Origin of the sequence: Roseivivax halotolerans (assembly GCF_900115815.1) — a bacterium.
Taxonomy (GTDB): domain Bacteria; phylum Pseudomonadota; class Alphaproteobacteria; order Rhodobacterales; family Rhodobacteraceae; genus Roseivivax; species Roseivivax halotolerans.
Genome location: NZ_FOXV01000002.1, coordinates 148,595 through 161,015, shown reverse-complemented (window position 1 = coordinate 161,015; position 12,421 = coordinate 148,595). Strand labels below are relative to the sequence as shown.

Annotated in this window: 14 protein-coding genes; 12 read left to right on the top strand and 2 right to left on the bottom strand. The window is 65.3% G+C overall.

The annotated features are described in order from the left end of the window. Positions 1-3 precede the first annotated feature (3 nt). The 10 genes from nuoN (at position 4) to BM171_RS03610 (ending at position 9,006) form a co-directional block, all read left to right on the top strand. The gene (gene nuoN / locus BM171_RS03655) at positions 4-1,446 is read left to right on the top strand and encodes an NADH-quinone oxidoreductase subunit NuoN (protein WP_093009469.1); all 1,443 of its coding nucleotides are present in this window, start codon (positions 4-6) and stop codon (positions 1,444-1,446) included. A 155-nt stretch (positions 1,447-1,601) separates the two neighbouring features. Continuing rightward, the gene (gene aroA, locus BM171_RS03650) at positions 1,602-2,951 is read left to right on the top strand and encodes a 3-phosphoshikimate 1-carboxyvinyltransferase (protein ID WP_093009468.1); all 1,350 of its coding nucleotides are present in this window, start codon (positions 1,602-1,604) and stop codon (positions 2,949-2,951) included. Continuing rightward, entirely contained in the window at positions 2,948-3,361 is a 414-nt protein-coding gene (locus BM171_RS03645; RefSeq protein WP_093009467.1) for a GFA family protein, read from the top strand. The genes aroA and BM171_RS03645 overlap by 4 nt, the downstream gene beginning before the upstream one ends. A gap of 9 nt (positions 3,362-3,370) precedes the next feature. After that, complete coding sequence (locus tag BM171_RS03640) at positions 3,371-3,991, top strand: (d)CMP kinase (RefSeq protein WP_093009466.1); 621 nt, start codon at positions 3,371-3,373, stop codon at positions 3,989-3,991. Beyond that, a complete protein-coding gene (locus tag BM171_RS03635; protein WP_093009465.1) occupies positions 3,991-5,067 on the top strand; it encodes a hypothetical protein in 1,077 nt (358 codons plus the stop codon). The genes BM171_RS03640 and BM171_RS03635 overlap by 1 nt, the downstream gene beginning before the upstream one ends. A gap of 70 nt (positions 5,068-5,137) precedes the next feature. Then, positions 5,138-5,518, top strand: a complete 381-nt coding sequence (locus BM171_RS03630; protein WP_093009464.1) for a DUF4168 domain-containing protein — start codon at positions 5,138-5,140, stop codon at positions 5,516-5,518. Between the two features lie 196 nt (positions 5,519-5,714). Beyond that, entirely contained in the window at positions 5,715-7,397 is a 1,683-nt protein-coding gene (gene rpsA, locus BM171_RS03625) for a 30S ribosomal protein S1 (protein WP_093009463.1), read from the top strand. A 256-nt stretch (positions 7,398-7,653) separates the two neighbouring features. Continuing rightward, positions 7,654-7,938, top strand: coding sequence for an integration host factor subunit beta (ihfB, locus tag BM171_RS03620; protein ID WP_093009462.1), 285 nt, complete (start codon positions 7,654-7,656; stop codon positions 7,936-7,938). A 4-nt stretch (positions 7,939-7,942) separates the two neighbouring features. Continuing rightward, on the top strand, positions 7,943-8,296 hold the full coding sequence (locus BM171_RS03615) for a LapA family protein (protein ID WP_245760176.1): 354 nt from the start codon (positions 7,943-7,945) through the stop codon (positions 8,294-8,296). Positions 8,297-8,343: 47 nt separating this feature from the next. Further along, complete coding sequence (locus BM171_RS03610; protein ID WP_093009461.1) at positions 8,344-9,006, top strand: phosphoribosylanthranilate isomerase; 663 nt, start codon at positions 8,344-8,346, stop codon at positions 9,004-9,006. Here the strand turns inward: BM171_RS03610 and BM171_RS03605 are convergent. Further along, on the bottom strand, positions 9,003-10,061 hold the full coding sequence (locus tag BM171_RS03605; RefSeq protein ID WP_093009460.1) for a quinone-dependent dihydroorotate dehydrogenase: 1,059 nt from the start codon (positions 10,059-10,061) through the stop codon (positions 9,003-9,005). The genes BM171_RS03610 and BM171_RS03605 overlap by 4 nt on opposite strands. Beyond that, complete coding sequence (locus tag BM171_RS03600; protein WP_093009459.1) at positions 10,058-10,393, bottom strand: DUF952 domain-containing protein; 336 nt, start codon at positions 10,391-10,393, stop codon at positions 10,058-10,060. The genes BM171_RS03605 and BM171_RS03600 overlap by 4 nt, the downstream gene beginning before the upstream one ends. A gap of 151 nt (positions 10,394-10,544) precedes the next feature. Here BM171_RS03600 and BM171_RS03595 point away from each other — a divergent pair, with 151 nt between their 5' ends. Both BM171_RS03595 and BM171_RS03590 read left to right on the top strand, forming a co-directional pair. Further along, a complete protein-coding gene (locus BM171_RS03595) occupies positions 10,545-11,750 on the top strand; it encodes a class I SAM-dependent methyltransferase (protein WP_093009458.1) in 1,206 nt (401 codons plus the stop codon). Further along, complete coding sequence (locus BM171_RS03590; protein ID WP_093009457.1) at positions 11,750-12,373, top strand: SOS response-associated peptidase; 624 nt, start codon at positions 11,750-11,752, stop codon at positions 12,371-12,373. The genes BM171_RS03595 and BM171_RS03590 overlap by 1 nt, the downstream gene beginning before the upstream one ends. Positions 12,374-12,421: the final 48 nt, after the last annotated feature.

Sequence of the window (12,421 nt, the reverse complement as noted above, 5' to 3'; positions counted from 1 at the left end):
GACATGATTTCCTCTGACCTCGCCATCATCCTGCCCGAGATCGTCATCGCGATCTACGCGATGCTCGCCCTCGTCGGCTGCGTCTATACGGGCAAGGACGCGCTTGCCCCCACGCTCGTCTGGCTGACCGCGGGCCTCTTCGCGCTCGTTGCGATCTGGATCGCCACGAGCGGCGGCGGGACCGCGACGGCCTTTGGCGGCATGTTCATCGACGACGGCTTTGCGCGGTTTGCGAAGGTGATGCTCCTGGTCTCGGCCGCGGCGGTTCTGGTGATGAGCCAGGATTACATGCAGCGCCGGGGCATCCTGAAGTTCGAATACCCGATCCTGATCGCGCTTGCCGCGGTCGGCATGATGGTCATGGTCTCCGCGGGCGACCTGATGGCGCTCTACATGGGGCTCGAACTGCAATCGCTGGCGCTCTATGTCGTGGCGTCGCTGCGCCGCGACAGCGCGGTCTCGACCGAGGCGGGCCTCAAGTATTTCGTCCTCGGCGCCCTCTCCTCGGGTCTGCTGCTCTATGGTGCCTCGCTGACCTACGGCTTTGCGGGCACCACTCTGTTCTCGGGCATCATCGAGGCAGCGGGCGAGGGGCAAACCTCGCTCGGACTTCTCTTTGGCCTCGTCTTCCTGTCGGCCGGGCTTGCCTTCAAGGTCTCGGCTGTTCCGTTCCACATGTGGACGCCGGACGTCTATGAAGGTTCTCCGACGCCGGTCACCGCCTTTTTCGCGACAGCCCCGAAGGTCGCGGCGATGGGCCTGTTCGCGCGTCTTCTGTTCGAAGCCTTCGGCGGCGTCACGGGCGACTGGCAGCAGATCCTCGCCTTCCTGTCGGTCCTGTCGATGTTCCTCGGCGGTATCGCGGCGATCGGTCAGACCAATATCAAGCGTCTGATGGCCTATTCCTCGATCGCGCATATGGGCTATGCGCTCATGGGGCTCGCAGCGGGCACCCAGTTCGGCGTGCAGGCGATGCTGATCTACATGGCGATTTACGTCACCATGAACGTCGGCACCTTCGCCTTCATCCTGTCGATGGAGAGGGACGGCCAGCCTGTCACCGATATCGCATCGCTCAACATGTTCAGCCGGGTCGAGCCGGGCCGGGCCTTCGCGATGCTGATCCTGCTCTTCAGCCTCGCGGGCGTGCCGCCACTGGTCGGCTTCTTCGGCAAACTCTACGTGCTGCGCGCGGCCTATGATGGCGGGCTTGTCTGGCTTGCGATCGCCGGTGTGATCGCGAGCGTGATCGGCGCCTTTTATTACCTGCGGATCGTGTACTTCATGTATTTCGGCGAAGAGCGGGACGACACACTCGATCGGGGTGTCTCACCGGTGCTGTGGGGCTTCCTCGCTCTGTCGGCTTTCGCGATGGTGGCGGGTGTCGTGAACCTCTTCGGGATCGAAGCGGCCGCCGCAGCCGCCGCCGCGACGCTGGTGCAATAAACCGATACGGCCAAGACCAAGTGACACGACGACGCGGGCCTTGGAGCCCGCGTTTGTCGTTTTGAAGGGCAGGATGCGGGCTTTTCTTACGCGCCGGATAGACCCCGACGAGCGGGATTGCTAAAGCGCCGCAGATACCACGTGAAGGATGTCACATGTCAGCCCATGGCCGCGCCATTCCCATGATCTCCAAGCCCTCGGGCCCGCTGTCGGGAGAGGCGCATGTGCCCGGCGACAAGTCGATCTCTCACCGCGCGCTCATTCTCGGCGCCCTGTCGGTTGGGGAAACTCGCGTGACGGGGCTGCTGGAAGGGCAGGATGTGCTCGACACCGGAGCGGCCATGCGCGCCTTCGGAGCCGAGGTCTGGAAGGACGGCGATGCGTGGGTCGTGCACGGCTTCGGCGTTGGCGGGCTTGCCGAGCCCGAGCAGGTCATCGATTGCGGGAATTCGGGCACCGGCGTGCGGCTCATCATGGGGGTGATGGCAACCTCGCCGATCACCGCGACCTTCACCGGCGATGCGAGCCTCAACGGCCGGCCAATGGCGCGCGTGACCGATCCGCTCGCGCTGTTCGGCGCGCGCGCATACGGTCGCGCGGGTGGCCGTCTGCCCATGACCATTGTCGGTGCTCAGATGCCGGTGCCCGTGCGCTATGCCACGCCCGTGCCATCGGCGCAGGTCAAATCGGCGGTGCTTCTCGCGGGTCTCAACGCGCCAGGCGAGACCGTGGTGATAGAGCGGGAGGCGACACGCGATCATTCCGAGCGGATGCTGACTGGCTTCGGTGCGGATGTCTCGGTCGAGGACAGCCCCGAGGGCCGCATCATCACGTTGAAGGGCCAGCCCGAGCTCAGGCCCCAGACCATCGCCGTGCCGCGCGACCCGTCGTCGGCGGCCTTCCCCGTTTGCGCGGCGCTTATCACCGAAGGTTCGGACGTGCTGGTGCCGAATATCGGGCTGAACCCGACGCGTGCGGGCCTTTTCACGACCCTGCGCGAGATGGGCGCGGACCTGACTTACGAGAACGAGCGCCAAGAGGGGGGCGAGCCGGTCGCCGACCTGCGCGCGCGCTTCTCGCCCGACCTGAAGGGCATCGAGGTGCCGCCCGGGCGCGCGGCCTCGATGATTGACGAATATCCCGTCCTCTCGGCGGTCGCGGCCTTTGCGGAGGGTCCGACCTACATGCCCGGCGTCAAGGAGTTGCGGGTCAAGGAAAGCGACCGGATCGATGCGATGGCGCAAGGGCTGCGCGCAAACGGCATCGAGGTCGAGGAGGGCGAGGATTGGTGGCGCGTGCAGGGGCGCGGCTTCGGCAATGTCACCGGGGGCGGGACGGTGGAAAGCCGGCTCGACCACCGCATCGCCATGTCGTTCCTCGTCTTCGGCCTTGCCGCGCGGGACGGCGTGCGCGTCGATGACGGCAGCCCGATCGCGACCTCGTTCCCGATCTTCGAGCCGCTGATGCAGGGGCTCGGCGCTGCAGTCGCACGGGACGAGGCATGAGCACCGCGACGGGATCCTGCCTTTGCGGCGCGATCCGCTACCGGGTGGACGGCCCGCTCCGTCCGGTTGTCGCCTGCCATTGCAGCCAATGCCGAAAGACGACCGGCCATCACGTCGCCGCGACCTCGGCCCCGGCAGACTGCGTCACAATCGAGGGTGAGCCCCGATGGTACCGCTCTTCGGACAGCGCCGAGCGGGGGTTCTGCCCGACCTGCGGGTCGAACCTGTTCTGGCGGCGGCCTGGGCATCTCTCGATCTGGGCGGGCACGCTCGACACGCATCCGGACGATCTGAAGCTCGCCAGCCATATTTTCTGTGCCGACAAGGGGCGGTACTACGAGATAGCCGACGGCCTGCCGCAGGCCGCTCAGGACGATCCGGCCCTCGCATTGGCAACGCGTCCGGGATAGGAAGACCTCATGGCCTTTACGATTGCCATCGACGGACCTGCAGCCTCAGGCAAGGGCACGATCTCGCGCGAAGTGGCGCGCGTCTTCGGCTGCGCGCATCTCGACACCGGGCTTCTATATCGCGCTGTCGGTCTGCGGATGCTCGAGGGCGAAGAGCCGCTGGAGGCGGCGAGGGCGTTGATGCCCGCCGATCTCGAAAAAGACGGGCTCAGGACCGGAGCGGTCGGCGAGGCGGCCTCCAAGGTCGCGGCGATTCCTGAAGTGCGGGCAGCGCTTGTCGATTTCCAACGCGCCTTCGCGCGGCGCGACGGGGGCGCGGTGCTCGACGGCCGGGATATCGGTACGGTGATCTGCCCGGAGGCCGAGGCCAAGCTGTTCGTGATCGCCTCGCCGGAGACCCGCGCACGCCGCCGCTTCCAGGAATTCGTCGCGGCGGGGGAAGATGTCGATTATTCCCGCGTGCTCGAAGATGTGCGCGCGCGCGACGCCCGTGACATGGGCCGCGCCGATGCGCCGCTGCGTCCCGCCGACGACGCGACCGAGATCGACACGACGCACCTGTCCATCGAGGAGGCCGTCGCCGCCGCCATCGCCGCCATCGAGGCGGCTGGAGGCACGCGGACGGCGTAATGCAGTTCCACCGGCTCGCTTTTCCCGAAGATCTTCGCCGCCACTCGAAACTGCCCGAGGCCTATCGCCCCGAGACCTACGCGGACGGCTTCGATGCGGACACGTTCTGGTATGACGCGATCTGGCGGAAGGGTGTTGTGCATCTGGTTTGCCCACCGCTCAACAACCTGCGCGCCTTGGTGCTGGGGGGCGAGTTCCGCCTCGACGGTGAGCCCGCCCAGATCGCGCGCGAGCGGCGCTACAAGCGCCATACGGTTCTCGAGCTGGCCGCGCCGCGTGCGCCCGACCGCATCGATGTCACGCTGGCGGGCTGGACCGGCGAAACCCTTGTGCACGAGGCCGGTCTGCCGGGTCTCGATGGCAAAAGGGTGCATTTCTGCATCAACAAGGACAACGATCTGGAATGGATCGCCGAACACGCGCGGCTGACGAAGGCCGGACATGGGCTCGACGCGGTCGCGTTGATCGACAACGGCTCGGCGCGCTACGGCATCGGCGAGATTGCCGAGACGCTTCGCGCGGCTGGCGTCGAGCCTTACGTCTTCGATGCGCCGTATCGCTACGGCCCGGTCGGCCTGAAGCCTTACCGCCGGACCGAGAAATACCTTCAGACCGCGCTATTCAACGCGTTGCGGCTCCGCGGCCTGGACCGGGCGGGCGGCATTCTGAACCTTGATATCGACGAGATCGCGATCGGGCAGGGCAGCCTCTTCGACGCGGCGCGCGCATCGAAGCTGGGTTTCGTGCAGATCGCGGGCGAATGGATGTCTCCGCCGCCCGGTGCCGACCCGCCGTTTACCCATGAGGACCATATCCATCGCTTCGACCCCCCGCGGCCGTCGCCTCCGAAATGGTGCCTCGATCCTTCGGGGCCCTTGGGCGGCTTCAGCTGGGATATTCACGGGCTCGAACGGTTGCCCTTCCTGCATCGCTTTGCTGCGAAAGGCTTCCGGTTCCTGCATTGCCGCGGCGTGAATACGAACTGGAAGAACAAGGGCCGCTTGAAGACGCCTGAAAACACCGCGCCTGACCGGGAGGCCGAGGCCGCCTTTACGCGATTAACCGCAAAAACCTGACGCGTCGCTTTACCCGAATCGATCTCTCTGGAAGCCTTTGCCCGCACAGGGAAAGACCAGAGGTGACGATATGAAACACCGTATCGTGTCAGCGGTGGCTTTTGCATTGGTGTTCGGCGGGGCTGCCGTGGCGGGGCCTGAGCCGCACCCGGAGACGGTGCGCTATGTCCCGGCCATCAGCGATGCCACGATCGAGCGGTTCGCCGAAACGGCGATCGCGGTCTCCAAGATCCGCAAAGATTACATGATGCGCTACTACGAGGTCGACAATGACGCGGACCGCGCGAGCCTGATCGCGGAGGCGAACGCGCGTCTGTCGGCGCATGTCGCGGCAACGCCGGGGCTCAGCTTTTCGGAATACCAGCGGATCAATCGCGACGCGCAGGAGGATCCGGTGCTCAATGCGCGGATCGCGCGCGCCTTGAAGGCGCATCTTGGAACCGACCAATAGCGCTCAGGGCTTGCCAAAAGCCCGATGGGGCGGTATGTCCCGCCCCGTCGAAACGGCGATAAACGCCGCGAAGCAAAGAGGCGAGCAGGGTCGGTCCCGTCCGGCCCTCTTTGTTTTGCGGGCCCAGGACCAACTCAAGACCGGCGGAGACAACCGCGCGGCCGGAATAGCGTGAAGTAAAGGAAAAAGACGCCACATGGCTCAGAACGCAAGCATGGAGGAATTCGAGGCCCTCCTTAATGAAAGCCTCGAAATGGACACGCCCGACGAGGGCACTGTCGTCAAGGGCAAGGTCATCGCCGTCGAGGCGGGCCAGGCCATCATCGATGTCGGCTACAAGATGGAAGGCCGCGTCGATCTCAAGGAATTCGCAAATCCGGGCGAGACGCCCGACATCTCGGTCGGCGATGAGGTCGAAGTCTATCTCCGCGCGGCCGAGAACGCGCGCGGCGAGGCTGTCATCTCCCGCGAGATGGCGCGCCGCGAAGAGGCGTGGGATCGTCTCGAGAAGGCATATGCAGACGATGCGCGCGTCGAAGGCGCGATCTTCGGTCGCGTCAAAGGCGGCTTCACCGTCGATCTCGGCGGCGCCGTGGCCTTCCTGCCCGGCTCCCAGGTCGATGTGCGCCCCGTGCGCGACGCGGGCCCGCTCATGGGCCTCAAGCAGCCGTTCCAGATCCTCAAGATGGATCGCCGCCGGGGCAACATCGTCGTCTCGCGCCGCGCCATTCTCGAGGAAAGCCGTGCAGAGCAGCGCGCGGAAGTCATCGCCAACCTCGAAGAAGGTCAGGCGGTCGACGGCGTCGTCAAGAACATCACCGAATACGGGGCCTTCGTGGACCTGGGCGGTGTCGACGGCCTGCTGCACGTCACCGACATGGCATGGCGCCGTGTGAACCACCCCTCCGAGATCCTCGCCATCGGCGAGACAGTCAAGGTGCAGGTCATCAAGATCAACCGCGAGACGCACCGCATCTCCCTCGGCATGAAGCAGCTGCAGGAAGATCCGTGGGATCTCGTCGGCGCGAAATACCCGCTGAGCTCGGTCCATACGGGCCGCGTGACGAACATCACCGATTACGGTGCGTTCGTTGAGCTTGAGCCGGGTGTCGAGGGCCTCGTCCACGTCTCCGAGATGTCCTGGACCAAGAAGAACGTGCATCCGGGCAAGATCGTCTCCACCTCCCAGGAGGTCGAGGTGATGGTGCTCGAGATCGACCCGGCCAAGCGCCGCGTGTCGCTCGGTCTCAAGCAGACCATGCGTAATCCGTGGGAAGTCTTCGCAGAGACGCATCCGTCCGGCACCGAGGTCGAAGGCGAAGTCAAGAACATCACCGAATTCGGTCTGTTCATCGGCCTCGACGGCGACATCGACGGCATGGTCCACCTGTCGGATCTCAGCTGGGACGAGCGTGGCGAAGACGCCATCCAGAGCTACCGCAAGGGCGATGTCGTCCAGGCAGTCGTTCAGGAAACCGACGTCGAGAAGGAGCGCATCTCGCTCTCCATCAAGGCGCTTGGCGGTGACAAGTTCGCCGATGCGGTTGGCGGCGTGAAGCGCGGCTCGATCATCACCGTCGAAGTGACGGCGATCGAGGATGGCGGCATCGAGGTGGAATACGAAGGCATGAAATCCTTCATCCGCCGCTCCGACCTGTCGCGTGACCGCGCTGAGCAGCGCCCCGAGCGTTTCTCGGTCGGCGACAAGGTCGACGTGCGTGTCACCAACGTCGACAGCAAGTCCCGTCGTCTCGGTCTGTCGATCAAGGCGCGCGAGATCGCCGAAGAGAAAGAAGCGGTCGAGCAGTATGGCTCCTCCGATTCCGGTGCATCGCTTGGCGACATTCTCGGCGCAGCGCTGAACAAGAACGACGAGTAATCTGTCGCCGCCTTCGGGCGTCGGCACGGGCCCCGGTCATCATGGCCGGGGCCTTTTCGTTGCGCGAATCGGGCGTCGCGTCTTCCGGCGATTTGACCGGGTCGAGGCCGGCGCAGAAGCGGGCAGGGGGCCGAAAAATCATCATCTCGGCCATGTTCGGGCCAGGGATCAGCGCAAGAATTGGTTTCAACACAGACGTTTGCGCCCTATACTCTCGTTTAACGGTGCGGGCGAAATCGTGCCGGGAGGGGTGAAGATGATCCGATCGGAATTGATCCAGAAGATCGCGGACGAGAACCCGCATCTCTACCAACGCGACGTTGAGAGGATCGTGAACACGATCTTCGAGGAGATCACCAACGCGATGGCGCGTGGCGATCGCGTGGAGCTTCGCGGCTTCGGAGCGTTCTCGGTCAAGAAGCGCGACGCGCGGACCGGCCGTAATCCGCGGACCGGCGAGGCGGTCGAGGTCGAGGAAAAGCACGTTCCCTTCTTCAAGACCGGCAAGCTCCTGCGCGACCGACTGAACGGAAAGGCCTGACTTCGTGACACGATATCTCCGTTACTTCTTTCTTGCCGCCGTGGCCGTGGTGCTGATCGCGGTTGCGCTTGCCAACCGGGGCATGGTGACGTTGCAGCTCTTGCCGACGGAGATGGCGGAGCTTCTCGGCATTCAGAGAGACGTCTCCCTGCCGCTGTTCATCGTGATCTTCGGCGGCATCGTCGTCGGTCTGATCCTCGGCTTCGTGTGGGAATGGCTGCGCGAGCACAAGCACCGTGCCGAGGCTGCGCGCAAGGATCGCGAAGTGCGTCAGCTCGAGCGCGAGCTGCGCCGCACCCGCGACGAGCGGGACAAGGACAAGGACGAGGTTCTCGCACTTCTGGACCGCGCGGGCTGATCGGGCCCCGCCACGCTCCGCATTTCAATACCGGGACGAAGAGTGTCATGGATTCCGTGCGCGTCAAAATTTGCGGCCTGACCCGCGTAGAAGACGTGCGCGCCGCCGCGGAGGCGGGGGCTGCCTATGTCGGCTTCGTGTTCTTTCCCAAATCGCCGCGGAATGTGTCCGTCGAGGCCGCGCGTGAACTTGCTCTCGAGGTGCCTCCCGGCATCGCCAAGGTCGGGTTGCTGGTCGATCCGAGTGACGCGCTTCTAGATGAGATCGACGCGGCGGTACCTCTCGACATGATCCAACTGCACGGCCGCGAGACGCCCGAACGTGTGGCCGAGGTGCGCGCGCGCATGGGGCTGCCCGTGATGAAGGCGCTCGGTGTCTCCAGCGAAGACGACCTCGCCAAGGTTGCCGCTTACGGGCGCGTCGCGGACCAGCTCCTCATCGACGCGAAAGCGCCGGAAGGGGCGGAACTGCCGGGCGGCAACGGACTCGCCTTCGACTGGCGGCTCGTGCAGGGTCGCCGCTGGCCAGTGCCTTGGATGCTGGCAGGGGGGCTCACGCCCGAAAATGCGCGCCGCGCGGTCGCGATGACCGGCGCGCAGCAGCTCGATGTCTCTTCAGGCGTCGAGGAGTCGCCGGGGATCAAGGATGCCGGGAAAATCCGGGCTTTCATCGCGGCCGCGAAAGATGGCGAGGCCGCGCCGCGCCTTTAAAGCCAGCTTTTCCGACCTGATCCCACGGCTTCGGCCACGTTGCTGAAGCCGTCCGCAGCTAGACGGCGATCGAGCCCCTCGAGAATTTCGCGCACGAGACCGAGCCCGCCATAGACAAGCGCGGTATAGAGTTGCAGCGCTGACGCGCCTGCGCGGATCTTCTGGTAAGCGGTCTCGGCGTTCTCGACCCCGCCCACGCCGATGATCTGGATCTCGCGGCCTGTCAGCTCGGAGAGCTTCGCCAGGATCCGGGTCGAACGCTCGAACAGGGGGCGACCCGAGAGACCGCCAGCCTGGCCAGCATGTGGCGAGGTCAGCCCATCGCGGGCGAGCGTTGTGTTGGTCGCGATGATCCCGTCGATCTTCACCGCTCGCGCGACCTCGGCCACGTCGCGCAGCGCATCCGCGTCGAGATCGGGCGCGATTTTCAGGAAAACAGGCAGCCGCGCGCCCAGCTCGTCCCGCGTCTCGATCACGTTTCCAAGCAGCGCCTCGAGCGCCGCGCGCCCCTGCAGATCGCGCAGCTTCTCGGTATTCGGAGACGAGACATTGACCGTCGCGAAGTCGATCAGAGGCGCGGTTCGGCGCAGCACCGTGACATAGTCGGAAGCGCGGTCGTCACTATCCTTGTTGGCACCAAGATTGAGCCCGATCACGCTATCGCGGGGGCGGGTCTCGAGCCGCGCGGCAATCGCCTCCATCCCGTCATTGTTGAAGCCGAAGCGATTGATCGCGGCGCGGTCCTGGCTCAAGCGGAAAAGGCGCGGGCGCGGGTTGCCCGGCTGCGGGCGGGGCGTCGCGGCTCCGACTTCGAGAAAGCCGAACCCCGCGCGGGAGAGACCCCGCATCGCTTCGGCGTTCTTGTCAAAGCCCGCCGCGAGGCCCAGCGGGTTTGGCAGGCGCAGCCCGGCGACCTCGGTTTCGAGGCGCTCGGTGGTGACAAGGCCCGGCGCTGGCGCGATCCCGGCCTTCAATGCGGCCAAGGCCAACCCATGTGCGCGCTCGGGCTCGACGCGGTGCATCAGCGCGAGCCCCGCGCGTTCGGCGATTCTCATGCCATTCCGTGCGGAAAAATATGCCCGTCCGGGCCGAGTGGCAGATCCGCGACCCAGAGCGCCTGGTCCCGCCGGAGACGGGCATAAAGATGTGGGAACAGCTGACCGCCCCGCGAGGCCTCCCAACGGAGCGGCGTGAGCATGTCGCTGTCGTAGGCCAGGAGCTTCAGTCCGGTCTCGCCCGCGAAGTGTTTCGCCGCCGTCTCGGGCGCTTGCTCGGCAGTCGAGAAATGGATGTAGCCATCTTCGACATCGATCGGCGCGCCCCGGCTCTCGCCCTTTGCATCGAGTTCAGTCCATTCGTCCGCGCGTAAAATCTTGTAAATGATCATGGGCGTTGGGATGCCGCCTTGCCGAGCGTCGGTCAAGTCCGATCACAGGGCGGCTTGGAGCCGAGTTCGCGTCCATTGCCGGCGACAGAGGTACTCGCGCCTCGGCGCGGGCTGTGCGATCAGAGGGAGGGCCCTTGTGAACGGAGCCGGCATGGTCAGCGTAGCCGAACAATACGAAGCGTATCCTTATCCCGACCGCGATCCCGCGGAGGAAAAGACGCGGCTGGTGACGGGCTCTCCCTCGCATCCCCTCGAGATGGATCACTTCCTCTGGGGCGGCGCGCGGGACTGGTCCAAACCCCTACGCATCCTGGTGGCAGGGGGTGGCACCGGCGATGGCACGATTCAGCTCGCGCAGATCCTGGCCTGGGCGGGACGGGAGTGCGAGATCACCTATCTCGACCTGTCGCGCCGGGCGCGCGAGATCGCGGAGGCGCGTGCCTCCGCGCGCGGGCTCACCTCGATCACCTTTCACACCGCGAGCCTTCTGGATGCGCCGGATTTCGGGCGTTTCGACTACGTGGATTGCTGCGGAGTGCTGCATCACTTGCCTGAGCCAGAGGCGGGCTTCCGGGCCCTGCGCGAGGCATTGGCACCGGGAGGCGCGGCCGGGGTCATGGTGTATGCGCCTTACGGTCGGTCCGGTGTCTATCCGCTGCAGGAGGCCTTTGGCGCGCTCTTCGACGGCGCAAGCCCGGAGGTGCGGCTTGCCGAGGCCCGGAAGATCGTTGCGGAGCTGCCCGCCGGGCATCCGTTTCGCGCCAATACCAACCTCGTAGATCACGAACAAAGCGATGCCGGGTTCTACGATCTGCTCCTGCATTCGCAGGACCGAGCCTACAGCGTGTCGGAACTCAGCGAGACGCTGGATGCCACCGGGTGGCAATTGGCCAGTTTCGCAACGCCCGGGCTATACGATCTCAGCCGGATCACGGGGCAGGGCGCGGATTTGCCCGAGCACAGGCGCATGGCGCTCGCCGAAAAGCTGCGTGGCACGATCAAGGTTCACAATGCCTATCTCGTCCCGGCAGAAGCGCAGCGGCCCGAGCCTGCCAGCGGGCACCGAAGGGCGAACGTGCCGCATCTGAGGGGGCTCGATCCACGCGCGTTGGCGCAGGCAATCGGCGCTGGCAAACGGCCGAGCCTCAAAGCGTGCGGCGTGTCGGTTCCGCTTTCGCTCGACAAGCGCACAGCGCCACTGATCGGGTCGATTGACGGGACGCGAAACTTGAATGAGATCGCGGCGATGGCGGGGCTGGACCCGCTGGCATTCTGGCGGCTCTGGCAGCCGCTCGAGGCGGCGCTCGCGCCGTGGGGCATCCTGCTCTATTCCTCGCTTTACAGGAGGGTGCGCTGATGTGCGGGCGTTTCGCCGTCACGCTGCCGCAGGATGCGATGGCGCAACTTTTCAACGCGCGTCCGGCGAACGACCTGCCGGTCGTGCCGAATTCAAACGTCTGTCCCACGGACGATATTCACGTCATCCGGCGAGGCGGAGAGGATGATGCTCCGCGATCGCTGGAGGCGATGCGGTGGGGGTTCCTGCCGCGTTGGTACAAGGCGCTGAAAGACGGACCGCTTCTCATCAATGCCCGGGCGGAAACCATGGCAGAGAAACCGGCCTTCCGCGACGCGGCGCGTCATCGGCGGTGTCTGATCCCTGCCTCAGGCTTTTATGAATGGACCAAGGACGAAGGTGGCGCGAAGCAGCCCTGGTACATCACGCGAACCGACGAAGCTCCCATCGCCTTTGCCGGTCTTTGGCAGGATTGGGAACGCAACGGCGTCACCTGCAGGACTGCTGCCATCGTCACCTGCGCGGCCAATGCAGAGATGGCGGACTTGCATCACCGGATGCCCGTGATCGTCGAGCCGGAAGAATGGGCACTTTGGCTGGGCGAGGACGGTAAAGCGGAGCTGCCCAACCTGAGAGCGCAGCCTGCGCCCTTGAGCTTCAAACCTGTGACGGGCCCACTTTGAAGGAACGCGGCGAAAGTTCGAGCGCGAAAGAGCGGTGCTGCTTCAGGC

Bases quoted from the DNA above. Each gene is read 5' to 3' on its own strand.
- nuoN (WP_093009469.1), top strand. From the start codon at position 4: ATGATTTCCTCTGACCTCGCCATCATCCTGCCCGAGATCGTCATCGCG.
- aroA (WP_093009468.1), top strand. From the start codon at position 1,602: ATGTCAGCCCATGGCCGCGCCATTCCCATGATCTCCAAGCCCTCGGGC.
- BM171_RS03645 (WP_093009467.1), top strand. From the start codon at position 2,948: ATGAGCACCGCGACGGGATCCTGCCTTTGCGGCGCGATCCGCTACCGG.
- BM171_RS03640 (WP_093009466.1), top strand. From the start codon at position 3,371: ATGGCCTTTACGATTGCCATCGACGGACCTGCAGCCTCAGGCAAGGGC.
- BM171_RS03635 (WP_093009465.1), top strand. From the start codon at position 3,991: ATGCAGTTCCACCGGCTCGCTTTTCCCGAAGATCTTCGCCGCCACTCG.
- BM171_RS03630 (WP_093009464.1), top strand. From the start codon at position 5,138: ATGAAACACCGTATCGTGTCAGCGGTGGCTTTTGCATTGGTGTTCGGC.
- rpsA (WP_093009463.1), top strand. From the start codon at position 5,715: ATGGCTCAGAACGCAAGCATGGAGGAATTCGAGGCCCTCCTTAATGAA.
- ihfB (WP_093009462.1), top strand. From the start codon at position 7,654: ATGATCCGATCGGAATTGATCCAGAAGATCGCGGACGAGAACCCGCAT.
- BM171_RS03610 (WP_093009461.1), top strand. From the start codon at position 8,344: ATGGATTCCGTGCGCGTCAAAATTTGCGGCCTGACCCGCGTAGAAGAC.
- BM171_RS03605 (WP_093009460.1), bottom strand. From the start codon at position 10,061: ATGAGAATCGCCGAACGCGCGGGGCTCGCGCTGATGCACCGCGTCGAG.
- BM171_RS03600 (WP_093009459.1), bottom strand. From the start codon at position 10,393: ATGATCATTTACAAGATTTTACGCGCGGACGAATGGACTGAACTCGAT.
- BM171_RS03595 (WP_093009458.1), top strand. From the start codon at position 10,545: ATGGTCAGCGTAGCCGAACAATACGAAGCGTATCCTTATCCCGACCGC.
- BM171_RS03590 (WP_093009457.1), top strand. From the start codon at position 11,750: ATGTGCGGGCGTTTCGCCGTCACGCTGCCGCAGGATGCGATGGCGCAA.